Annotated in this window: 29 protein-coding genes and 1 pseudogene; 21 read left to right on the top strand and 9 right to left on the bottom strand. The window is 51.9% G+C overall.

The features are described from left to right. Positions 1-104: 104 nt before the first annotated feature. Genes ABGT88_RS07330 through tsaB form a run of 5 tightly spaced genes read right to left on the bottom strand, consistent with a single transcriptional unit; the run spans position 105 to position 3,987 of the window. Positions 105-749: a nitroreductase family protein gene (locus ABGT88_RS07330; RefSeq protein ID WP_258327265.1), complete on the bottom strand. Its 645-nt coding sequence runs from the start codon at positions 747-749 to the stop codon at positions 105-107. A gap of 23 nt (positions 750-772) precedes the next feature. Beyond that, the gene (gene rimM / locus ABGT88_RS07325) at positions 773-1,291 is read right to left on the bottom strand and encodes a ribosome maturation factor RimM (RefSeq protein ID WP_087407560.1); all 519 of its coding nucleotides are present in this window, start codon (positions 1,289-1,291) and stop codon (positions 773-775) included. A 16-nt stretch (positions 1,292-1,307) separates the two neighbouring features. Beyond that, positions 1,308-2,612, bottom strand: a complete 1,305-nt coding sequence (gene murA / locus ABGT88_RS07320; RefSeq protein ID WP_087407561.1) for a UDP-N-acetylglucosamine 1-carboxyvinyltransferase — start codon at positions 2,610-2,612, stop codon at positions 1,308-1,310. 48 nt (positions 2,613-2,660) lie between these two features. Then, entirely contained in the window at positions 2,661-3,269 is a 609-nt protein-coding gene (locus ABGT88_RS07315) for a DUF4290 domain-containing protein (RefSeq protein ID WP_087407562.1), read from the bottom strand. A 25-nt stretch (positions 3,270-3,294) separates the two neighbouring features. Beyond that, positions 3,295-3,987, bottom strand: a complete 693-nt coding sequence (gene tsaB, locus ABGT88_RS07310) for a tRNA (adenosine(37)-N6)-threonylcarbamoyltransferase complex dimerization subunit type 1 TsaB (protein WP_087407766.1) — start codon at positions 3,985-3,987, stop codon at positions 3,295-3,297. A gap of 163 nt (positions 3,988-4,150) precedes the next feature. On the opposite strand from tsaB, the gene ABGT88_RS07305 reads away from it, so the two are divergent. The 10 genes from ABGT88_RS07305 (at position 4,151) to ABGT88_RS07260 (ending at position 12,281) form a co-directional block, all read left to right on the top strand. Continuing rightward, positions 4,151-5,023: a YicC/YloC family endoribonuclease gene (locus ABGT88_RS07305; RefSeq protein ID WP_346701254.1), complete on the top strand. Its 873-nt coding sequence runs from the start codon at positions 4,151-4,153 to the stop codon at positions 5,021-5,023. Further along, on the top strand, positions 5,023-5,598 hold the full coding sequence (gene gmk, locus ABGT88_RS07300; protein ID WP_087407564.1) for a guanylate kinase: 576 nt from the start codon (positions 5,023-5,025) through the stop codon (positions 5,596-5,598). The genes ABGT88_RS07305 and gmk overlap by 1 nt, the downstream gene beginning before the upstream one ends. Before the next feature lie 4 nt (positions 5,599-5,602). Next, on the top strand, positions 5,603-6,193 hold the full coding sequence (gene nadD, locus ABGT88_RS07295; RefSeq protein WP_346701252.1) for a nicotinate (nicotinamide) nucleotide adenylyltransferase: 591 nt from the start codon (positions 5,603-5,605) through the stop codon (positions 6,191-6,193). Then, positions 6,193-6,843 carry a DUF5063 domain-containing protein gene (locus tag ABGT88_RS07290; protein ID WP_346701250.1) on the top strand — a complete coding sequence of 217 codons (651 nt, stop codon included), beginning with the start codon at positions 6,193-6,195 and terminating at the stop codon, positions 6,841-6,843. Before nadD ends, ABGT88_RS07290 begins: the two co-directional genes overlap by 1 nt. Before the next feature lie 5 nt (positions 6,844-6,848). After that, the gene (locus ABGT88_RS07285; RefSeq protein WP_346701248.1) at positions 6,849-7,487 is read left to right on the top strand and encodes a 3'-5' exonuclease; all 639 of its coding nucleotides are present in this window, start codon (positions 6,849-6,851) and stop codon (positions 7,485-7,487) included. Between the two features lie 14 nt (positions 7,488-7,501). Beyond that, positions 7,502-7,744, top strand: coding sequence for a hypothetical protein (locus ABGT88_RS07280; RefSeq protein ID WP_258327271.1), 243 nt, complete (start codon positions 7,502-7,504; stop codon positions 7,742-7,744). A gap of 23 nt (positions 7,745-7,767) precedes the next feature. Further along, the gene (locus ABGT88_RS07275; protein WP_087407569.1) at positions 7,768-8,292 is read left to right on the top strand and encodes a hypothetical protein; all 525 of its coding nucleotides are present in this window, start codon (positions 7,768-7,770) and stop codon (positions 8,290-8,292) included. Between the two features lie 33 nt (positions 8,293-8,325). Then, positions 8,326-9,762: an MFS transporter gene (locus ABGT88_RS07270; protein WP_087407570.1), complete on the top strand. Its 1,437-nt coding sequence runs from the start codon at positions 8,326-8,328 to the stop codon at positions 9,760-9,762. Between the two features lie 200 nt (positions 9,763-9,962). Further along, positions 9,963-10,328, top strand: coding sequence for a BlaI/MecI/CopY family transcriptional regulator (locus ABGT88_RS07265; protein WP_087407571.1), 366 nt, complete (start codon positions 9,963-9,965; stop codon positions 10,326-10,328). A gap of 12 nt (positions 10,329-10,340) precedes the next feature. Next, positions 10,341-12,281, top strand: a complete 1,941-nt coding sequence (locus tag ABGT88_RS07260) for a M56 family metallopeptidase (protein WP_346701245.1) — start codon at positions 10,341-10,343, stop codon at positions 12,279-12,281. Positions 12,282-12,381: 100 nt separating this feature from the next. On the opposite strand, the gene ABGT88_RS07255 is transcribed toward ABGT88_RS07260, so the two are convergent. Then, a complete protein-coding gene (locus ABGT88_RS07255; RefSeq protein WP_346701243.1) occupies positions 12,382-13,896 on the bottom strand; it encodes an arylsulfatase in 1,515 nt (504 codons plus the stop codon). Between the two features lie 497 nt (positions 13,897-14,393). On the opposite strand from ABGT88_RS07255, the pseudogene ABGT88_RS07250 reads away from it, so the two are divergent. From ABGT88_RS07250 to ABGT88_RS07200, 11 genes and pseudogenes are all read left to right on the top strand, one after another. Further along, positions 14,394-15,446: pseudogene (locus ABGT88_RS07250) on the top strand (site-specific integrase); the annotation flags it as partial. Between the two features lie 1,049 nt (positions 15,447-16,495). Beyond that, a complete protein-coding gene (locus ABGT88_RS07245) occupies positions 16,496-16,714 on the top strand; it encodes a hypothetical protein (RefSeq protein ID WP_021963139.1) in 219 nt (72 codons plus the stop codon). Between the two features lie 255 nt (positions 16,715-16,969). Beyond that, positions 16,970-17,218: a DUF6926 domain-containing protein gene (locus tag ABGT88_RS07240; protein ID WP_071148940.1), complete on the top strand. Its 249-nt coding sequence runs from the start codon at positions 16,970-16,972 to the stop codon at positions 17,216-17,218. A gap of 11 nt (positions 17,219-17,229) precedes the next feature. Next, positions 17,230-17,646 carry a PcfK-like family protein gene (locus ABGT88_RS07235; protein WP_071148939.1) on the top strand — a complete coding sequence of 139 codons (417 nt, stop codon included), beginning with the start codon at positions 17,230-17,232 and terminating at the stop codon, positions 17,644-17,646. A 4-nt stretch (positions 17,647-17,650) separates the two neighbouring features. Further along, the gene (locus tag ABGT88_RS07230) at positions 17,651-18,964 is read left to right on the top strand and encodes a PcfJ domain-containing protein (protein WP_071148938.1); all 1,314 of its coding nucleotides are present in this window, start codon (positions 17,651-17,653) and stop codon (positions 18,962-18,964) included. Between the two features lie 27 nt (positions 18,965-18,991). Next, positions 18,992-19,249, top strand: coding sequence for a hypothetical protein (locus ABGT88_RS07225; RefSeq protein WP_071148937.1), 258 nt, complete (start codon positions 18,992-18,994; stop codon positions 19,247-19,249). Positions 19,250-19,260: 11 nt separating this feature from the next. Further along, a complete protein-coding gene (locus tag ABGT88_RS07220) occupies positions 19,261-19,482 on the top strand; it encodes a DUF3873 domain-containing protein (RefSeq protein ID WP_021963145.1) in 222 nt (73 codons plus the stop codon). Beyond that, entirely contained in the window at positions 19,479-19,724 is a 246-nt protein-coding gene (locus tag ABGT88_RS07215; protein WP_032570576.1) for a DUF6956 domain-containing protein, read from the top strand. The genes ABGT88_RS07220 and ABGT88_RS07215 overlap by 4 nt, the downstream gene beginning before the upstream one ends. A 58-nt stretch (positions 19,725-19,782) precedes the next feature. Continuing rightward, on the top strand, positions 19,783-19,989 hold the full coding sequence (locus tag ABGT88_RS07210; protein ID WP_204433043.1) for a hypothetical protein: 207 nt from the start codon (positions 19,783-19,785) through the stop codon (positions 19,987-19,989). A 53-nt stretch (positions 19,990-20,042) separates the two neighbouring features. Then, on the top strand, positions 20,043-20,348 hold the full coding sequence (locus ABGT88_RS07205) for a hypothetical protein (protein WP_071148934.1): 306 nt from the start codon (positions 20,043-20,045) through the stop codon (positions 20,346-20,348). 128 nt (positions 20,349-20,476) lie between these two features. After that, positions 20,477-20,704: a hypothetical protein gene (locus tag ABGT88_RS07200; RefSeq protein WP_204433042.1), complete on the top strand. Its 228-nt coding sequence runs from the start codon at positions 20,477-20,479 to the stop codon at positions 20,702-20,704. A gap of 62 nt (positions 20,705-20,766) precedes the next feature. On the opposite strand, the gene ABGT88_RS07195 is transcribed toward ABGT88_RS07200, so the two are convergent. From ABGT88_RS07195 to ABGT88_RS07185, 3 genes are read right to left on the bottom strand one after another with little or no spacing between them, the layout of a single operon-like run. Continuing rightward, complete coding sequence (locus tag ABGT88_RS07195) at positions 20,767-21,288, bottom strand: glycoside hydrolase family protein (RefSeq protein ID WP_087427209.1); 522 nt, start codon at positions 21,286-21,288, stop codon at positions 20,767-20,769. Next, positions 21,285-21,776 (bottom strand): DUF3872 domain-containing protein, encoded by a 492-nt coding sequence (locus tag ABGT88_RS07190; RefSeq protein WP_235326095.1) that lies wholly within the window; start codon positions 21,774-21,776, stop codon positions 21,285-21,287. Before ABGT88_RS07190 ends, ABGT88_RS07195 begins: the two co-directional genes overlap by 4 nt. 6 nt (positions 21,777-21,782) lie before the next feature. After that, on the bottom strand, positions 21,783-22,694 hold the full coding sequence (locus tag ABGT88_RS07185; RefSeq protein WP_204245632.1) for a toprim domain-containing protein: 912 nt from the start codon (positions 22,692-22,694) through the stop codon (positions 21,783-21,785). Position 22,695: the final 1 nt, after the last annotated feature.

The following is a 22,695-nucleotide window of genomic DNA, read 5'->3' as shown; positions in this document are numbered from 1 at the left end:
GGAATCTAATAAAAAACAATCGCAGCACTCTGTATTTGCGCAATTTTTCGATGATTTTACTCATTATGGCTAAGAAATTTTCTTGATTACATACTTTTATTCTATCAATAAGCATTCGCCCAGTTGTTCTTGCGAATGTTCTCGCGTTTCCACTTATCCTTGGGAGCAGTCTCGCCCTGCGGATAACCCATGGGGATGACGTTGAGCGGAATAATCTGTGCCGGCAAACCGAGTACCGAGCGAATGGCTTTTACCCGGCTCATCACAGGATAGGCACCCGTCCATACGGCTCCCAGCCCCAGACCGTGAGCAGCCAACAGGATATTCTCGGTAGCGGCCGAGGCATCCTGTATCCAATAGGTAGCCCCCTCGCCCTCGATGGCTTTGCTCAAGTCGCCGCACACCACGATGGCCACCGGAGCCGATGCCAGCATCTTGGCATTGGGCAGCGAGTCGGCCAACTGGGTCATCAGCGCCTTGTCGTCGATAACCACAAAGGCCCACGGCTGTTGATTGCGGGCGGTAGGTGCCGCCATGCCGGCACGCAGAATCTGCTCGATTTTCTCGGGCTCCACGGCCTGGTCGGTATAGGCCCGCACACTGGCCCGGGTTTCGATAGCCTCGAGTACCGGCATACCCTCGCCGCTGCTCTTCGAATCGCTCTTGGTGGTCGAGAAGAACATCACGAACACGACTACCGTGAAGATGAACCACACGGCCAGAAAAATAAATAAAACTCGTTTCATCATATCTTGTCTGTTTTTTTTTAAGTTTACAGCGTCAGCAGTCCCTCGGGAATACTCATGTAGAGCCGGCGGTTCTCCTCGTCGATTTCGCTCACAAACTCGTCGACGGCCGGCACCAGCAGCTCGCGGCCGGCGTGGTCTATCTCGAAGAGCACATTCTCGGTCGAGTCGTCGACGGCCACAATCTTGCCCAACTCGCCCAGCTCGCTGTCGACGACGGTAAACCCGATGAAGTAGTCGCTCGGGGCCTCCTCTTCGGCCTCCGTGTCGTAGTAGGATTTGGGGAAGTAGACATCGAGCAGCGAGAAGGCCCGGGCCTCGGTCTCATTGTCGACATCCTCGAGCTTTATCAAGGCCGTAGTGTCGCTCTTGAAGCGATACTCCTCGATGAAAAAGGGGACGAAGATACCGTCGATTTCGCAGACGATATAGGGACAGTCGGTGCGGTCGAACACATCGTCGGTAAAGGTGAAGGAGAGCTCCCCCTTCACCCCGTGCGGTTTGTTGAACCGCCCTATCTTGATCAATTCTTCACGTTCTATCATGATTGTTTCTCTTGTTTTACAGCCGGGTGATGCGCGCCCCTATGGCATTGAGCCGCTTGTCGATGTCCTGATAGCCCCGGTCTATCTGGTCGATGTTGTGGATGCGGCTCGTACCGTCGGCACTCATGGCGGCGATGAGCAGCGCGATACCGGCCCGGATATCGGGCGATACCATGTTGGCAGCCCGCAGCGTATGGGCGTGAGCCTGACCGATGACGGCGGCGCGGTGCGGGTCGCACAGGATAATCTGGGCCCCCATGTCGATGAGCTTGTCGACGAAGAAGAGTCGGCTCTCGAACATCTTCTGGTGGATGAGCACGCTGCCCTTGGCCTGGGTAGCCACCACGAGGAAGACACTCAGGAGGTCGGGGGTAAGTCCCGGCCACGGCGCATCGGCGAAGGTCATGATAGAGCCGTCGATAAAGGTCTCTATCTCGTACCCGTCGTGCTCGGGGATGTGGATGTCGTCGCCGTTTTGCTCGACGGTGATACCCATCCGGCGGAAGCTGTCGGGGATAATGCCCAGGTCGTTGTACGACACGTTTTTGATGGTGATGTCCGACCGGGTCATGGCAGCCATGCCGATGAAACTGCCCACCTCGATCATATCGGGCAGAATGGTGTGCTCGCACCCCTTGAGCGACGACACGCCGTGAATCGTGAGCAGGTTGGAGCCGATGCCCTCGATGCGGGCACCCATGCGGTTGAGCATCTTCGAGAGCTGTTGCAGGTAGGGTTCGCAGGCCGCGTTGTAGATGGTAGTGTCGCCCTCGGCCATGACGGCAGCCATGAGGATGTTGGCCGTACCCGTCACCGACGCCTCGTCGAGCAGCATGTAGCTGCCGGTGAGTTTGTCGGCCTTGATTTCGTAGCGTTGTGCCTTGGGGCAATAGGTGAACGTGGCCCCCAGTTTCTGGATACCCAGAAAGTGCGTATCGAGACGCCGGCGGCCAATCTTGTCGCCCCCCGGCTTGGGCAATACGGCATAGCCGAAGCGGGCAATGAGCGGCCCGATAATCATCACCGACCCCCGCAGGGCAGCTCCCTTCTGCAGGAACTCGTCGGTGTCGAGATAGTCGAGATTGATTTTATCGGCCTTGAAACTGTACGCATTCAACCCGATATGCTTCACCGTCACGCCCAGGTCGCGCAACAGTTGTATGAGGTTGTTTACATCGAGAATATCGGGGATATTGTATATCTTCACCTCTTCGGGGGTGAGCAACGTAGCACAAAGGACTTCCAATGCCTCATTCTTAGCTCCTTGCGGTATCAACTCTCCATTCAGACGATGCCCGCCTTCAATAATAAAAGATGCCATACTCTTTCTCTATTAAGGTTAATGAGGGAAAGATACAAAAAAAAGCGGTTATTTACCCGCTTTTTTCGAATTATTTTTCGACTTGTTGTTTCGCTGCGGCTGCACGACGGGTTCCCTCACATCGCGCAGGTGATAGGTGGCGGGATCGAGGTCGATTACCCCGTGGGTATACTCCCGCAAATCCTTCAAAATCTTTTCGTCCTCGACCGAGTCCTTGTTCCACTGATAGTAGAGTTTCTTCATGTGGTTGGCCAGCATCGACACGAGGGCATCGCGCTCGGGTCCGGCAGGCATCTCCTCGGCCTTCTTCAACATCCCCTCCATGATTTTACCGTAATGACGGTATTTGATGGGGGTCGTGTGGTAAGGTATAGCATCGGGATGCGTATGCAGATTCTCCTTTTTGACAATCTCGTAGGGATAGTCGATGTCGAGCTTGAAGTCGGACATGATGGCCAGGTGGTCCCACAACTTGTGCTTGAAGTCGTCGATGTCGCGCAAGTGAGGAAAGAGGTTACCCATAATATTGATAATGGTATTGGCGCAACGGGTACGTTCGGCACGATCCTCGATAGTCATGCAGTGGTCGACCATCTGTTGCACATTACGCCCATACTCAGGCAGAATCAGTTTCTTTAAGTCCGAGGTATATTGCATAATCTCTCTATATGATTTTCTTTATTTACAATACTTTGTTTTTGGGAGTGGTGGCGATGAACTCTTTCAGGTAGAAGGGCTCGAAATAGGCCACATCCTCAAACTGACCTTGCCGGTAAGCCCGCTCAGCAAGTGCCAGCATATCGGTAGCCAGAGGTACGATGTCGTCGACAAAGATGGCATTCTCGTGGCGGATGACCTCCTTGCACTTGGCAGCTCCGTTGCCCGAGAAGACGACACGACGGTCGGCCAACAAGTCGGCAAAGGAGTTTTCGTCGACCACACAGGCCTGCACGGGACGCACGGCGTTGAGCGCATTGTCGTAGACGGCGGTATAGACCTCCATGCGACGGGCGTCGATCATGGGACAATATAACACATCTTCGTCGAAATAGGTTTTAAACATGGTGGCGCAAGCCAGCAGTTCGAGGGTGTGCACGGCAATAAGGGGCACCTTCAGCCCGAAGCAAAGCCCCTTGGCCTCGGAGACCCCGATGCGCAGCCCCGTGTAGGAGCCCGGGCCGCTGCTCACCGCTACGGCATCGACCTTTATCGACTTGTCGCGGGCAAAGGTCATCAACTCTTTTACATAGGCTCCCAGCAGCGAAGCGTGCGAGGGGCCGTCGAAGTTCTCGAAATGGCATTGTACCACTCCGTCGGAAGAGAGCGCGGCCGAGCAGACCGACGTAGAGGTCTCTATATGTAGAATATTCGGCATAATTTTATCGGTAAACATACTGCCTCTCTGCCCTTTCCCCGGGCAAAAAGGTAAACAAACGTATTACAATCGCGTTAATGAGTGTACAAAAATAGCTCTTTTTTTTCAATAATATTGCTTTGGCATCGGAAATAAGATTAAATTTGCAAAAACATTTACAGACATGATACAATCGATGACCGGTTTCGGTAAGTCCGTGGTGGAACTGCCGCACAAAAAAATAACCGTTGAAATAAAATCGTTGAACAGCAAGCAGCTCGATTTGTCGACCCGCATTCCCCAACAATACAGAGAGCTGGAGATGGAGATTCGCTCGGAGATTGCCCGGCGGCTGGAGCGGGGTAAAGTCGACTTTCTGGTATACAGCGAGTCGATAGGCAAAGGAACCTCGGCCCAGATAAACGTGCCGGTGCTGGAGGGCTACTACCAGCAGGTGAAAGAGGCTTCGGAAAAACTGGGCATTGCCATGCCCGAAGACTGTTTCTCGATTTTGCTGCGCCTGCCCGACGCCCTGAGTACCGATAGTCAGGAAATCGACGAAACCGAAATCAACGCTCTGAAGAAGGCGGTCGACGAGGCCATCACCCACCTCGAGGAGTTCCGCATCCAGGAGGGGGCCATGCTGCAACACCTCTTTGAAGAGAAGATTGCCAACATTGCCCAGCTGCTGAAGGAGGTGGAGCCCTACGAGAAGGAGCGCATCGAAAAAATCAAGGGACGCATCATCGACGCCCTGACCAAAATCGACAACTTCGGCTACGACAAAAACCGGTTCGAGCAGGAGATGATTTTCTATATCGAGAAACTCGACATCAACGAAGAGAAGCACCGGCTCGACAACCACTTGAAATATTTTCTCGAGACCATGCAGGCCGGCAAGGGCCAGGGCAAGAAGCTGGGCTTCATCAGCCAGGAGATGGGTCGCGAAATCAACACGCTCGGTTCCAAGTCGAACCAGGCCGAAATGCAACGCATCGTCGTGCGCATGAAAGACGAGTTGGAACAAATCAAAGAGCAAGTATTAAACGTAATGTAATGGAAAAGAGAGGCAAACTGGTTATATTCTCGGCACCCTCGGGGTCGGGCAAATCGACCATCATACAATCGCTGCTGAACCGCGACCTGAACCTGTCGTTCTCGATCTCGGCCACCAGCCGTGCCCCGCGAGGCACCGAGAAGAACGGCGTAGAATACTACTTCATCTCGCCCGAAGAGTTCAGACAACGTATCGCCAACGGCGAGTTTCTGGAGTATGAAGAGGTGTATGCCGGCAAGTTCTACGGCACGCTCAAGAGCGAGGTCGAGCGCATACTCGACAGTGGCCGCAACGTCATCTTCGACGTCGACGTGGTGGGCGGGCTCAACATCAAGAAGTATTACGGCGACCAGGCACTGGCCCTCTTCATCCAACCGCCCAGCATCGAGGAGTTGGAGAAGCGGCTCAAACACCGGGCTACCGATGCCCCCGAGGTGATTGCCAGCCGAGTGGCCAAGGCCGAATACGAACTCTCGTTTGCCCCGCGGTTCGACCACATCATCGTCAACGACATTTTAGAAAAAGCCCAGGAAGAGGCCTACCAGACCATACGGCAATTCCTCGACAAACCCTAAACCCATGCAACCTATCCAGACAGCTTTCTTTTCAGGCACGTTCAACCCCGTCCACACGGGGCACCTCATACTGGCCAACTACTTGTGCGAGTTCGAGGGGTTCGACGAGGTGTGGATGTCGGTAACGCCCCAGAACCCCTTGCGGGAAAAGCTGTCGCCCGAGGCCGACCGCCAGCGCCTCGAAATGCTGCGGCTGGCCGTGACCGGCAACCCCAAAATCGTAGCGACCGACATCGAGTTTTCGCTCCCCCTGCCCTCCTACACGATTCGCACGCTCGACCACCTCAGGAGCCTCTACCCCGACCGCGAGTTCACCCTCGTCATCGGGGCCGACAACTGGCTGCTCTTCGACCGGTGGCGCGAGAGCCGGCGCATCGTCGACGAGTATCGGGTGTGCATCTATCCCCGCCGGGGCTACGACATCGACGAGGCGAAGCTCCCCCCTACCGTGCGGTACTGCCGGGCTCCCCTCATCGAGATTTCGTCGACCCAGATACGGCAGGGAATCGCCGCCGGCAAAAACATGAACTATTTTGTACCCCAGTCGGTATATACATACATTATCAACCACAGACTTTATAAAAACAACGAGTAATGGACGAACGCATCTATTCCAAAGATATTATCGAATTTGTCACCGTAGGTGCCGAATATTGCGCTTTCCTCGAACGTACTCCCGAACTGGAAAAAGATGAATTTATCGATAAAATCATAAAAATACTTCTGCTGCTCTACCTCAAAGCTACCCTACTCTCGCCCGAAGAACCCGAAGAGGAGGCCTATACCGAACGGTTCGTGACCGAAAGCATGTACGAGAGTGTGCGCATGAGCATCGAGAGCCTCCTGGGCGAAGACGACAACTACCTGGAGGTGTTCCAGTCGGGCATGGAATACAGCGAAGGCCCGTTGGCGGCCAGCATCTCGGAAGGGCTCGCCGACATCTATCAAGACTTGAAAGACTTTATCTCGGTATATCGCCTGGGCAACGAGCCGCAAATGCTCGAGTCGCTCTACATCTGCTACGAAAACTTTGTCTCCTACTGGGGGCAACAACTGGTCAATGTACTGCGGGCGCTGCACCATGTAAAATATTCGCAGCACGACGACGATGACGATGACGACGACACATGCGACTGCGGTCATCACCACCATCGGTCAACGGCTGACGACCATTACACCGATATATTCGGTCATCAACAAGGGGACGACGATATTTTCGACAAACTCAACGATGATGTGGATTAACGCTTATGGATAACGAGACTTCTGACAAAATAAAAATTAGTAAAGAAATCATTGCAACTTTACCTATCGAATCATTCCCCGGACGAATCGTCGTGGTCGACAACGAAGCCCAGGTAACCGAAGCTACCAGATGTCTGAGCCACGAGTCGATTATCGGATTTGACACCGAAACCCGACCGACATTCAAGAAGGGACAGAGCAACCACGTGGCCCTCATGCAACTCTCGACCCACGATACCTGCTACCTGTTCCGGCTTAACCGCATCGGGTTCACCCCGGCCTTGAAACGGTTGCTCGAAGACGAAACCCTGCTCAAGGTGGGTATCTCGCTCAAGGACGACTTCTGCATGCTGGGGCGACTCAACAGCGGGCCATTCACTCCGCGCAACTTTGTCGAGTTGCAGAAATTTGTCAAACGATACGGCATCGAAGACCAGAGTTTGCAAAAAATCTATGCCATCGTCATCGGGAAAAAGATTTCGAAAGGACAACGCCTCTCCAACTGGGAAGCCGACCACCTGACCGACAGCCAACAACTCTATGCCGCTACCGACGCCTGGAGCTGCATCAAAATCTACGAGGCCCTCAAATCGAAAGATTTCCAATTTTCCTCGATATTACAACAACCCCCTACAACACTCTAACTATTTTATTACAAATGAAACGGTACGACATTATTGCATTGCTCCTGGTTATCTATCTGGCCGTCATGGCCTACTTCGGTCGAGGTATGTTGCTGAGCGGCAACTATTGGGAATACTTCGGCATCATCGGCTTTACGCTCCTGATTATTCTGGCCTTGCGATGGGCCTTGAAACGCCGCGAGAAGATTCGTAACGAGCGCCGCCAAAAGCAAGATGTCATGGATCGCCGTACCATGCGCGACGACCACCACTCATAAAAAACTCATTTATCTCCACGACTATGGTAAAAAAAGTTCTTCTTATCCTGTCGGTTATCACAGCGTTATCGGGCACCGCATCGGCCCAGATTCTGAAAAATACCTGGATTGTCAACCCCCAAATCAGCGGATTCAACCTGGGCAGCACCCACACCCGCGAGACGGGTAACGAAACTTTCGACCTGGGACTGCAGGTCGAAACGGGTAATTTCATCGCCAACAACCTGCTGTTCTATGTAGGAGTCGGCGGCAACTTTTCGTGGAACAAGGAGTACCGAGACAACAACATAGATCTGAATGTGGGTATCCGATACTATACCCTCACCACCCTATTCATCGGAGTGAATACGGGATATACCCACGCCTGGTACAAACCCAAGGACGAATCGTCGGCCTGCGACGACTATCTCTATGTGGGCGCCGAACTGGGTTACGCCATCTTCGTGAGCCACAACATATCGCTCGACCCGGCTCTCTACTGGAAACACAGCTTCACCGACCAACTCGACCAGTATGGATTGAAGGTGGGCCTCTCGGTCTATTTCTAAACAGCGAATCGATAAATCAAAACACATAACACAATGACAGAAAAAATGACTCAACTGATGAAGGACATCCCGGCCGTACGATGGACGGCTCTTGTCCTGCTGGCGAGCGCCATGTTTTTCGGCTATATCTTCATGGATATACTCTCGCCTCTACAAGAATTGTTACAGAACACGAGAGGCTGGTCGCCCGATGCTTACGGCCACTACGCCGGTTCCGAAACTTTTCTGAACGTATTTGTATTCTTCCTGATTTTTGCCGGTATCATACTCGACAAGATGGGTGTGCGTTTCACGGCCATACTCTCGGGTGCCGTCATGCTGGTAGGTGCCTCGATCAACTACTACGCCGTGAGCAATGCCTTCATCGGCAGTGGGGCCGAGGCCTTTATGAACCGCTTTATGAACCTGCCGCTGGAGTGGTGGAACGTCACCCCGTTCTACGAAGGGATGCCCGCCTCGGCCAAAATGTCGGCCATCGGCTTCATGTTCTTCGGATGCGGTGTCGAGATGGCAGGTATCACCGTTTCGCGCGGTATCGTCAAATGGTTCAAGGGTAAAGAGATGGCTCTGGCCATGGGTGTAGAGATGGCTATCGCCCGTGTGGGTGTAGCCGTGGTGGTACTGGGTTCGCCGGTACTGGCCAACAAGTTTGCCCCGGTCGACGTATCGCGCCCCGTACTCGTGGCCGTGATTCTGCTGGCCATCGGCCTCATCTGTTTCATCACCTACGCCTTCATGGACAAGAAACTCGAGCAACAGATGGGCGAAAGCGGCGAAGAGAAAGACGATCCCTTCAAAATCTCGGACCTCAAATATATCTTCTCGAGCAAGGTGTTCTGGCTGGTAGCGCTGCTGTGCGTGCTCTACTACTCGGCCATCTTCCCCTTCCAGAAGTATGCCATCAACATGCTGCAATGCAACCTGGGCTATACGGCCGAACAGGCCGGCTGGGTGTTCTTCGTCTTCCCGCTGGGAGCCGCAGCCATCACCCCCATCCTGGGCAACTTCCTCGACCATAAAGGCAAAGGTGCCACCATGCTCATCTTCGGTGCCGTGCTCATGATTGCCTGCCACCTGGTATTTGCTCTGGTGCTGCCCGCCTTGAAAGGTACCGTCACCGCCGTGATTGTGGCCTACCTCTCCATCATCCTGCTGGGTATCTCGTTCTCGCTGGTACCGGCCTCGCTGTGGCCCTCGGTACCCAAGCTGGTCGACAACAAGCTGCTGGGCTCGGCCTACGCCGTTATCTTCTGGATTCAGAACATCGGTCTCTACTCCTTCCCCATGATTATCGGTGCCACACTGCGCATGTCGAACCCCGGTATCACCGACCCGCTGCAATACAACTACACCGTGCCGATGCTCATCTTTGCCAGCCTGGGAGTCTTGGCGCTCATCTTCGGGTTGTGGCTGAAGGTCGAGGACAAGAAACGGGGATACGGTCTCGAAGAGCCTAACATCCAAAAGTAACATAAAGCCTATTCAATCGGCTCATTCCAAACCCCATACATGCGGCAGTCGGCATCGAAACCGGCTGCCGCATCTTGTTTTCTTTTTTATTCAACTAAAAAATATAGTTATAAAACTACCCCATTTAGTTTTATTAACTACAAAAATTAGTTGAATAACTAAAACTTTTAGTTTATTTGCAAAGAGAAAAACGAAAACCTATGAAAGGACTTACCGCAAAAGAAGAAGAAATCATGAACTACTTCTGGCAAAAAGGCCCCCTGTTCGTGAAAGAGTTGCTCGATTTCTACGACGAGCCCAAACCCCACTTCAATACCCTGTCGACCATCGTGCGGGGTCTCGAAGAGAAGGGTTACCTGGCCCACAAGGCATTCGGCAAAACCTACCAGTACTACGCCGCCGTGAGCGAAGAGTCGTTCCGTCGGGGGACCCTCCGTCAGGTGGTGCGCAAGTATTTCAACAGCTCCTACCTGGGCGTGGTCTCGTCGCTCATCGAGGAGGAGGACATCTCGCTGAAGGAGCTGAAGGAACTTATCGAGAAAGTGGAACGAGGAAGTGAAAAATAAAACCGCCCAGCCATGAGTGCATTTTTTGTCTACATACTCCAGTCGGCCGTCTGCCTGGCGATACTGTTTCTCTTCTACAGCATTCTGCTGAGCCGGGAGACCTTCTACCGCTACAACCGGGTAGCACTGCTCTGCCTCATCCCCCTCTCGTTTGTGCTGCCGCTGTGCCATCTGCCGCTGTTTACCGAGAACGAAAGTGTGGCCCCCGTCCCCGTCGTGATACTCGACAACCTGTCGGCCTTCAGCTATGTGACCGACGATGTCGAAGCCACAGCCGCCCCGGTGCCCGTGGCCCTCGTGGCGGCGATAGTCCTCTACTGGGCCGGTGTAGTGTTTTTCGTTGCCCGCTACATCGTTACCATCGTGCACCTGCTGCGACTCATGAGCAGCGGCCGCCGGGTGACCGACGACGAAGGTCGGCAGATTATCGTCCTGCCCCGGTCTATTGCACCCTTCAGCTGGTTCGGCCGGATTGTCCTCTCCGAGGAGGACTATGCCGCCCACAGCCGCGAGATACTGCTGCACGAGTCGGCCCACATACGCAAGCGCCACTCCCTTGACCTGCTGGTGGCCGACCTCTGTACCTGGCTGCAATGGTTCAATCCTGCCGCCTGGCTGCTGAAACGCGAGTTGCAAACCGTGCACGAATACGAGGCCGATGCCGAGGTAATCGACCAAGGCATCGATGCCCGGCAATACCAACTGCTGCTCATCAAGCGATCGGTGGGCTCGAAATTCTACTGCGTGACCAATCACTTCAATCACAACAAACTTAATAAACGTATTACTATGATGCTCAAAAAGAAATCCAACCGCAAAGCGACCTGGAAGTATCTCTATGTGATACCCGTCGCACTCTGTACCGTCACGGTATTCGCCCGCCCCGAAGTATCGGAACGCCTCGACGAAATCGCATCGACCGACCTGCTGGCCATGCTCGACAAGGTCGATTCGCAATCGGCCACCGACCAGAGCCAAATGGTCATCACCGCTGCCAGCAACTCGAACCAGACAAACACCCTGAACGTCAACATCGACGAATCGGGCGACTCGAGCCAGGGGAACAAACTGAAAATCAATATCACCGAGAACGGGAAACCGGCCTCGATGGATAGTGCACTCTGCATCGTAGACGGGAAGAAAGTCTCGCGCGAAGAAATCGACAAACTCTCACCCGACCAGATAAAGAGTGTCACGGTGCTCAAAGGGAAAATGGCTGTCGAGAAGTATGGCGACGAAGCCAAAGGTGGAGCCCTGCTCATCAGTACGAAAGAGTCGGACGATACCCAACCGATGAAGATAACCCTCTCGAACGACGGGAAACAGGGCTCTCAAACGAGCTACTATGTCATCAACGGGAAGAAAGTCCCGGCCGAAGTGATAGACAATCTCTCGTCAGGCAAGTTCTCCTATATCATCAACGGCAAGGAAGTATCGGCCGAAGATATGGAAAAACTCAACCTGTCGGGCCAGGTCGGAAACATCTCGATACTCAACGACAACGGAGAGAATACAATCATTATCCATTCGAAAAAGTCGTCGCTGAATAATTGGCAGCAACAGGTAAAAGCCCTGTCCGACTCCATTCGTGCAGAGGTGGCCGTCACCAAAGAGGGGAAAGAACTCTCGCCTGAAGCCATGGCTCGCATCGAGGCCCTCTCGGCCCGGATAAGCGCCAATGCCGACTCCATCACCCGAGCCATCGACGAGAAAGGCATCAATGCCCTCTCTACCCTCAACCACCACACCGATTCGGTGTCGGCTTACGTCAAACAGATACCCAATATCATCTATGTTGTCGACGGCAAAAAGGTTTCGGAAAAGAAGTTCAACAAGTTAAACCCCAACGACATTGCCAGTATTACAGTGCTGAAAGGCGGAGAGGCTAATAAGAAGTACGGAGCTAAAGAGAATGATAATGTTCTCATCATCACGACTCGAAAGAAGAAATAAATAAACGATACCCCCGACTGAAAAAAGACCAGGGCTGTGCTCGTGAGAACACAGCCCTGATTGTTTTTGTTCCTGTCCCTCCAGACGGCAATGCCCCGCCCTATTGCGGCAACGTCACCTTAAAGTAGGGGTTATCAATGTGCTGCTCGAATATGATTCGTTTCATGGCCTCGACCCGCTCGGGATACTGTGCGGCCAGGTCGTGGTCTTCGTGAATATCGTCGGCCAGGTTGTAGAGGTGGCACTCGCCCTTCTCGACAAAGAGTTTCCAGTCGCCCTGGCGCACGGCTATCTGGTCGGTCTCGCAAAACTCCCAGTAGAGGAAGTCGTGCTGTTTCTGTTTCTTATCCTTCCCCAACAAGGTAGGTACAAAGGTGAGGCCGTCGAAGTAGTTGGGGCGCCCCTGGGCATATCGCTTCTCATAATTCTTCACCCCCGAGAGGTCGCAGAAGGTGGGCAAAATATCGTAAAACGCCAGTTGATGGTCGTTGACCGACACCGGCACATGGCCCGGCCAGCGCACAATGAACGGAATGCGGATGCCCCCCTCGTGGCACGAACGCTTCAGCCCCTTCAGCTTGCCGTCGCGGCCGAAGAAGGTAGGGTCGGCCCCACCCTCCTCGTGCGGGCCGTTGTCCGACGAGAAGATGACCATCGTATTTTCGTCCAATCCCTTGGCTTTGAGCTTAGCCAAAATCTCACCCACATACCGGTCGAGCCGCTCGATCATGGCCGCAAACTGCGCATGCGTGTGAGTCACAGGATTGTAGCGGCTCCAGTAGCTGCCGTTGTATATTCCCTTGTCGCCCAACCGCTCGCGGTATTTGTTGAGCAAAGAGTCTTCGGGCTGTACCAGCTCGGCATGCGGCAAGGTGTAGGTGAAGAAGCCGAAGAAGGGTTGGTCGGCCGACTGCCGGTCGAGCCAATCGAGTGCCGCCCGATGAATGAGGTCGGCCGAATATTGCTTGCGCTGGCCATAACCGGCGCCCCACATGGGATACCGTATATTCTCGTCGAGCGTAACGCGCACCGTAGCCGTATCGCCCAGAGCCGGGTTGTAGCGATTCAAGAAATTGGGATAGTACAGATGCGCCTGAAACTGGCAGATGTAACCGAAGAACTCGTCGACACCCCGCTTGTCGGGCGTAGAGACCGAGCCCTCGTAACCACCGGCCCATTTGCCGAACATGCCAGTCGTGTAGCCGTTGTCCTTCATCACCTCGGTGAGGATTACGTGGTCGGGGTCATACGGGTGCTGCCCCACCACGGCATAGTCGGTATTGATGCCATAGCGCACCTCGCCGCTCTCGGGCCAATACTCCTTGTTGCCACGCACCTCGCCGTGGCCCGAATGTTGGCCCGTCATAATGCTGGCTCGTGACGGAGCACTCACGGGACTGCCCGAATAGGCCTGCGTGAAACGCATACCCTCCGAAGCCATACGGTCGAGGTTGGGCGTATCGATATATCGCTGCCCGTAACACCCCAAATCGCCATATCCCATGTCGTCGCACAGGATAAAAATAATGTTAGGCTTGTCGCTCTTCTGCGCCAATGCCGGGGAAACGGCGGTCAACAATCCACCGCCCAGGAATAAAAGTCTGCCGTATTTCATCTGTTTCCGATATGTGTGTGTTAGGATGGGATAAAGATAGTGAAAGGCGAGAGGAGAAGCAAACCGAAATGAAATTTCGAGTTTGATCATCCCGAGCCGACTCCTATCTTCGTGTAACAAAGATAGCAAAACTCGCCCGATTTCGGATGGATTTAGGAAGAATAATGTAAACTATTGGGCTTTCAGGGAGATACGCAGCATTATTCCGCATTTGTAAATGTGTGCTTTGAAGCCGTTTTTTGAATAGTTAAGCGAAAAAATTGCTACCTATCCGTTGCCCATTCCAGTTGTATGGAGTTATTTGAAAATCCTTTCTGCTCCGACCGTAAAGAACGCAGTTTCATCATTTTGGCTTAGCGAAGGTACTTATTTTTTTTGAGATATGAAAAATATAGGTTCCGGAAGTCAATGGTGATAGCTTTGTCGATGTCTGACGATATTTTACATGCCGATGATTAACTCTGTCTCTGTTAATTTTGCAAACAATGGAACAGATTATGAATCAGACAGATGTAAAGGTTTCGTTCTACCTTAAAAAGAGCGAGGCGGATGCCAGGGGAAACTGTCCCGTGATGGCACGGCTTATTGTCGGCAAGCACTCTGAAACAGCATTCAGTGTCAAGTTTCGTGTGCCACAGTCATTGTGGTCATCCGGACGGGCGTGTGGAAAAAGTGTTGCGGCAAGAGACATAAACAACAGACTGGATGAAATACGAGCTGCCGCGCTCGGCATCTTTGCGGAACAATCTGCAATCCGTGAGGATGTAACAGCAGAGGATGTAAAGCATCAACTTTTGGGTATGGCTTCGGAACAGGAAACCCTATTAAGCTATTTCAGACTTTTCATTAGAAATTTCGAAAAACGTGTTGGGATCAATCGTACGGAAAAGACATTGAGGGCTTATCGTAATTCCTACAATCATCTGGTACGTTTTTTACAGATGCAATATAAGCTGTCAGATATTCCTTTTGCCGCATTGGACCGTTCCTTCATTGAAAAATATGACTTGTACCTACGTACGGAATGTTGTCTGGCTTCAGGCACAATAGTCAATCTTACCGTCCAACTGAAAACAATTGTCGGAGAAGCTATTGCTGACGGTATAATAACAGTATTCCCGTTTGTCGGATATGAACCGGTACATCCGAAACCGGAACAGAAATATCTCACCTCCGAAGAATTGAATAGGATTATGACAACACCTCTCCATGATCAGATTCTTTATCATGTGAGAGATATGTTCCTGTTTTCCTGTTATACGGGTATTCCCTATAGCGACATGTGTCTGCTGACAAATGAAAATCTTTCTCTCGCGGAAGATGGTACCTGGTGGATCAGGAGTTCTCGCAAGAAAACCGGTGTGGATTTTGAAATACCGCTTATGGAACTGCCGTTCCATATTATTGAAAAATACCGCGATATGGCTCCTGAAGGAAAGCTTCTCCCCATGTATTCCAACAGTTCATTGAATCGTTATTTGAAACGCATCGCCGAAATTTGCGGTATAGGACGTAAGCTGGTCTTCCATGCAGCAAGACATAATAAAAATTATATCTATCTAAATATGAAGTGATTAAGACTGAAGCGAAATAAACTTGTTAACGGTTTAGAAACCAGCGAACTTCTATATTCTTCCTCATTTTGCATTAAACGAAAGAACTTTCTTACTTTTGCAAAGGTACAAAACTTTACCCGTTTTCACGAATTTCCTAAAACTTTTTTTCATTCACGATTTCATTCCCTTGTTATTTTCACCCCTTCTGAAAGCCACTTCCGACTTGTTGCGTAGAAGCCGCTTTCAGAAACGGCACAAGCAAAGAAAAGCCCACGACGACCACAATGTCACAAGTGACACAGCCCTCGTCGTGGGCACTTCTTTTATATGCTTGTGCAGAACGGACAAGTCCGTTTTATCCATTTTCTTTTTCTCGTCTTCTTTTAGCAGCCGAAATGCCGCCGGATGCAGGGCACGGCAAGCGTGAATCTGCACCTGCGACTATTTCCGGCTGTCATGTCTTCCCTGTCCTCAAACCGTCTTGCCATGCTTTTGCCAAACCGGGCATGGCAGACAAAACCGTTTGAAGACATGTGCCGTCGGCAGAAAACTTGCAACCGCAAGCCATGCACGCATGACAATGACGGTTGCAGGACTTCTGTCACGGCGGCAGGAAAGCGGGGCTTTCCCCTTGTCCGTTGCGCCGCCCTTTGAACTTCCCCGTGGCGCGTTGCGCCATCCTCTATGCTTCCCCCTTTTCCTTCCCGCCTCTCCAGCAAGTATGCCGATATTCCCATGCCGCCATTCCAGACGGCATCAGTGGGTCATTTTCGTTGCAGGGGCAAAGGTAAAGACGGGATTAGGAACACAAATTTTTTAGCCACAATCTCCACACTTCGCAAGCTCAGGTAGTATTCTGTCGAAAAAATTTGCTGAACCTACTCCCTAACCTTTGCATGGCCCCCGAAACGAAAACGACCGATGCGCGGTCGGAAGACGTCACAAGGAAACATCGGACATACGGAGAGGCGAAAAGAAAAAGGACTCGACCCGACCTCCCCATCCGAGCAAGACAAGTAAAAACAACTTAAAAATTGGACGATATGAGAATGACATTGAACGACATCGGAAAGGCTTTGCGGAAAGTATTGTCCGCAGTAGCGAGAGCGGCATGGGGCATTACCCTTTGCGCAGGAGGTTTGGCGGTAGGCATCGCAGGGGAAATCCTATTGGGCGTGTTGAACTTCATGTTCGGCATCCTCACCGCACTACTTTCAATAGTGACAATTATTTGGACATTCATTTGGTTATTAACCCTTTAATTCATAAGGATATGGCGAAAAGAAACAGCAAGACGGCAGCGCAGCAATGCAGGTTTTACGAGGTGGACAACATCTTTGAGTATATGGTGGAAACGTACATTAACGGCAATTTCGGCACATTCCGAGAAATATACAAGGAGTTGTGCAAGGATGCAAGAAAGGACTTCATTGACTTTCTTTTAAGCGAGGTAGAGCCAATCTATTGGAGAGAGATTTTGAAAGAAACCATTTGACAACCAATCAAAAGAGAACCTTATGAACAAGACAACGGAAAAGATACCCACATGGAGTTTAGGGTACATCATCAACGGTGACATGACGGGACTGACGGACGAGGAAATCCGCATGATTGACGAATGGTTGAGCAAGTGGAAAGTGCAGATTGTCTCACCCCTTACGGACGAAGAAGGCAACACACAGCCCTATTTCTCACGTTATCCCCTTTTCGGACTTCCAGCCGAAGTGGAGGACTGCGACATACTTTACACGAATGACAACATCTAAAATCTGACGATATGAACAAGACAACAGACCATTTCAAGCGTACAATCCAAGCCTATCTGGACAACCGTGCAGCGGAGGACAAACTGTTTGCAGCAAATTACAACAAGCCGAACAAGAACATAGAGGATTGCGTGACCTATATCCTCAATTGGGTACAGAAAAGCGGCTGCAACGGCTTTACGGACGGTGAAATCTATTCCCAAGCCGTCCACTACTATGACGAGGACGACATTGAAGTGGGCAAGCCACTGCAATGCCAAGTAGTCGTGAACCATACGGTAGAACTGACTGACGAGGAAAAGGCGGAAGCACGGCAGCAAGCCATCCGCCAATACCAAGCCGAGGAATTGCGCAAGTTGCAGAACCGAAACAAGGCTAAGGCAAGCCAAAAAACAAACGCACAACAAGTTGAACTCTCATTATTCTGAACCTATGAAACCGAGAAACAAATTCGAGAAAGCGGTACTTGCACAGAGCAAGAAACTCCGCCCCATAACCAAAGCACAGATGAATTGGGCTTTCCGTGAGTGCATTGACCATTACGCCCACCGTTTGCCCAAAGGACGCACCACCTGCATGGACTGCGGTCATAGCTGGATTATGGACAAACAGACAAAATACTACACTTGCCCCGAATGTGGGGCAAGGCTGGAAGTGGTAACAAGTTATGTCCGCAAAGTGCAGCAGAAACAATACTTCACCGTTCTTACCACGTGTGGGGAATACCAAGTGCTGCGTATGTACCTCCTTTTCGTGGAGATGGAGAAAGGTTGCAAGGCTGACCCCTATGTACTTGAAATCGGTCAGTACTGGTGGAACAAGGAAGGACGCACGGCGGTTGTCGGCAAACAGCGGATTTGGGGCAGGTATCTTGACCTTTTCTCTTTTGCCTCTCCTATGGCTATCCGGCAGGACAACATCGCCTACGACCACATCGCCCATTCTCCGATATACCCTAAATTCAAGGTGACGGACACGTTACGCAGAAACGGTTTCAAGGGTGACTTTCATGGCATTGTGCCGACCAAGCTCATCCCTGCATTGCTTTCGGACAGCCGTGCGGAAACCCTGATGAAGTCGGGCAATATCGAGCATTTGCGCTATTTCCTCTCCAAACCGCAAGCACTTGACAGATGTTGGCACTCGTACAAGATAGCCATGCGGAACAAATATGCCATAACCGACCTATCATTGTGGTGCGACCTTGTATATCTGTTGGAGAAATTGGGGAAAGACCTGCGCAACCCCCATTTCATCTGCCCGACCGACCTCAAGGCAGCCCACGACCTATATATGGAGAAAAGACAAGCCCAATTGGAGCGTGAACGGGAGCAACAGCGCATTGCAATGGAAGCCGAGCGGTTGGAGCGTGAGCGGAAACGTTTGGAGGATATGGTGAAAGAGAAAGACGAGTATATCCGAAAGAAAGCCGCTTTCCTCAACCTTGTACTGACGGACGGACTAATCATTGTAAAGGTATTGCAAAGCGTGGATGAGTTTTACGAGGAAGGGAAAGCCATGCACCATTGCGTCTATACCAACGCTTACTACAATGATGAAAATTCGCTGATACTGTCCGCACGAATTGACGGAGAACGCATCGAAACGGTGGAAGTGGACTTGCAGACGTTGAAAGTGGTGCAGAGCCGTGGCGTATGCAACTCCAACACCGAATACCACGACCGTATCATCAAATTGGTGGAGGACAATGCCGAGCAGATACGGCAGCGGATGAAAGCGGCATGATTGTATAACAACCTAATAAATACAGATATGGAAGTGAAAATAGAAAATATGGTTTTTGGATGGCACGAAGAACTGCCCGAAATGTTTATCGAATTGTTGAACACGCTTGTACTGACAAAGAATGAGCAGGATGTAAGGGGTGTAATGGAGGTGTTCGCCCGAAAGGAACTTTTCAATGCTCTTTTCGCCTTTGGATATGGCGCACACCATTTATGGGTGACGCAGAAAAAGGCATCCGACCCCGACCAATGTTTGGAGAACAGATTACTGATTGTTGAATTTTAATTGATAAGGCTATGACAACGAGAATGACCATTAACGGAGTAAGCACCTGCCAAACGGCAGGAACGGAGAAATACGAGAGTTTCCAAATGAGTATCGGTAGGAAAAGGCGCACTTTCGTGCAATACGACTATCGCCATACAGACGGAGAGTTGTTCTCCTGCGTGAAACCCACTTTGGACGAGTGCAGGCGGCTGCGTGACGAATGGATTAAAGCGAAGGAGGACAGGCTATGACAGCAGGCTATGATACGCTGATAGTTACGTTCAGCGACCCAATCAAGGTATTGGACAATATGTTTTCCGATGCGGACGCATGGGGAACTGACACCCTCAAAGGATGGGTAGAGGACTATGAAAGTACGAGGTTTACGCAAATAAACGAGCATACGGCAGTCATCACTTCCGAATACAACATGCCCTGCGTAAAGGAATGGCTCACACACTGTACGACTATCGCTGATATGAGAGAATTTTGAGTGCGTGGCGGTGGACACCACCGCCCACACTTCCAACACCATTAAAAGAAAAAGCATCATGAAATACTATTTTATACTGACAGACGGCAAGGACGCATGGATGCAGTTCGTTTACCTCCCTTCGGGAGATTATGTGTCCGGCTATATCCGTGACCTGCGGAGCGTGGGAGTATCCGTGCATGACTATGACCTATGGACAAAAGATACACGCCCCATTGCCGAGCGTACCCTTGAAAATATCCGCCAGCGGATGAACTTCAAATAAAAAATCGGGGTGGCAAAAGCCACCCTTAACAAAGGACAACTTAAATATAAACGATGATAGCAAAGACGATTTTAGAACAGATGGGCGGACGCAGGTTTGCCGCCATGACGGGCAGCAAGGATTTCATAGGCTTGCGGAACGGGCTGCAAATGAGCCTTGCGAGGAACAAGACTTCCGCCAACCGCTTGAAAGTGATATTGGACGAGGATACAGATACATACACCATGTATTTCTACCGCCAGTCCATGACTAAGCACTTCGACATCAAGGTCAAGGAGATTGCCAAGTACGAGGGAGTGTATTTTGATATGTTACAAGACATATTCACGCAGGTAACGGGACTATACACCCGTTTCTGACCCTTCGGCGGGCGGCGGAGTTTGCCGCCCGCTACTTTTGACGGTGAGCAGGAGGCGGCTCAAAAGTAGCAAAAAGCCCTTTTGTTCCCATCTTCGATAAATAGGTATCATAAAAATAATTACATGATATGGACGAAATCAGACAGAACGGCAAGACCGTGTTATACAGCGAGGACGGGAGAAGCATCCCTATGTTCTTCAATAATCTGACAGGCAAGAATTTCAGCGGCAAGGAATACGAGGACTATATCCGATGTGTCGCTTTGGCAGACATGGGATTTAGTCCGGGTGTCATTGAACTTTGCAGGAACGGTAAGACCATCAAACAAGGTGTCATACCGAATGTGATACCATAAATGCCATACAAGGAAAAAGAACCGATGAAGCAATTTCATCGGTTCTTTTTTATCCCATAGCCTCACGGCTCATATAGCAGCAGGAACTCCATTTTGCGCCGCCGCTCTATCGAGCGGACGGTTTTGCCCTTGTACCGGCAGTAGGCTGTGTATTCACGGTAAATGTCCCTGTTCCCGGCTTCCAGCTTGCGGACAAGCCCGCTTTTCGGATGCCCGCCATGACCGAGCAGTACCCCTTGCCCTACGTTGTAGCTTAGGACGGTCAGGAGCAAGGCGTCTTTCCCATACTTGCGGAACAGCCTGTAACGCACCGCCAAATCCTTGCGGAGCAGGGCTTCCGCTTCCGCCTCCGTCATACCGTAGGACAGCTTCTCGTTCGGCAGCCTGCGGTGTCCGTAGCCGTAATACGGGTAGTCGGAACGGTCATGCAGCCCCTCGTATTTTTTCACCAGTTCGACGGCAATGTCGGCTTTCGGGTGGCTGTTGAACAGCGCCAGCAGCCGTGCCGTTTCATCCGTATGCTGTGCCGGCAGGCTGCCGCAGAGGGCAGCCGCCAGCAGCAGGAGCAACGCCTTGCGCATCATCGGCTGACGTTCAAGGTGTCCGACACCGCCACATCCGCATCCGAGTCGTTGTTGAACTCGACTTCCCACTCGAAGGCATTGCCGAAATTGTCCTCCACCGTGATGGTCAGGCTCTGCGACTCGTCGCACTCCGAGGTGTAATACAGGCGGAACTTCTCGTTCTCCAGCAGGTAGCGGTCGTTGGGCAGAAATACCAAGCCGTTATCCAGCTTCAGCGTGCCTTCGCCGTCAAACTGGAAGTAGCGGATGGTATAGACCGCCCCGTCAAACTCGCCCTCACGCACCAGCTCGCAGCGTATTTCCGCCGTTTCACCCTGCGCCAGTTCCTTCGGCACGGGCATGGTCTCCACCGTGAACGGGTAGGCTTGCGTCACATCCAAGTCATCATCGCAGGAAGTGAAGCCTATGGAGAGCATACCCACACAGAGAGCAGCAAAGGTTCTTACTATGTTTCTTTTCGCTTTTTGGTTCAATTTATTCATGTTCATAATCTGTTATAGTCTGATGGATTTGTTTTTCTTTTCGTTCTCGCTTTGAGCCTGCCTTTCGGCAAGCACCCTTTGCAGGTGCTCGTTCAAGTCCTTGCACCCGTCATAGATGCCGGAGCAGTTCGATACCCTATCGCCGTAACGTGCAAGCAAAGCCCCCAGCGTCCGCCGTCCGGCTTCGTCATTGTCAAGGTAGCACTTTATCCGCCCGTAGCCGTCCAGATGGCGGTACGCCCTCGCCACGTTGGACACCGAGTTGAGCACGAGGTGGTCTTCCTTGCCGCCGATGCCCAGCGCACGGGCGGAGAGGTAGTCCATGAAGCCCTCGTACACGTTGCAGGTCGCCGAGCCGACCGACAGCAGGGTCACGTCCTTCGGCGGCACGCAGCCCTTGAAGAACGGGTTGCGTATCTCGTAGCCGCCGCCTTCGTTGCCGAAAGCCACGGCGAAATACCGCTTGCCGTGCGTGGTGTAGCGCATCTCCTTGCAGTTCGCAATGGCGACGGCGGACGGTATACCCCTCTCTTGCAGGTAATGGAGCAACGCCCGGTTCTGTAAAGGCAGCACCTCCACATCCTCGAAGCTGTGTCCGTCGGAACGGTGCGTATCAACGGCTTTTTGCGGTCCATAGTCCTGTGCCGGCATACCCGCCACTTCCGCCACATACCTCGCTTGCGTGAGGAAGTCGCCCGTCTTGATGAACTCGCCTGCCAATGCGAAGATGTTGCCGCCCTTGCCCTCACCGAAATCGAACCAGAGGTTCTTCTCCGGGTTCACCTTGAAGGAAGGCGTATGCTCCTCCCTGTAAGGCGACCTGTACCAGACGGCATTGGCACGCCTTTGCACGGGATGATGTCCCAGCCGGGCGAGGAAGTCCTCTATCGGAAACCGTTTCATCGCTTCTATGTCCATAGGCATC

Source organism: Barnesiella sp. An22 (assembly GCF_963931395.1).
Taxonomy (GTDB): domain Bacteria; phylum Bacteroidota; class Bacteroidia; order Bacteroidales; family Barnesiellaceae; genus Barnesiella; species Barnesiella merdigallinarum.
The sequence above is the reverse complement of the archived record's forward strand: the minus strand, read 5'-3'. Positions and strand labels throughout refer to the sequence as shown.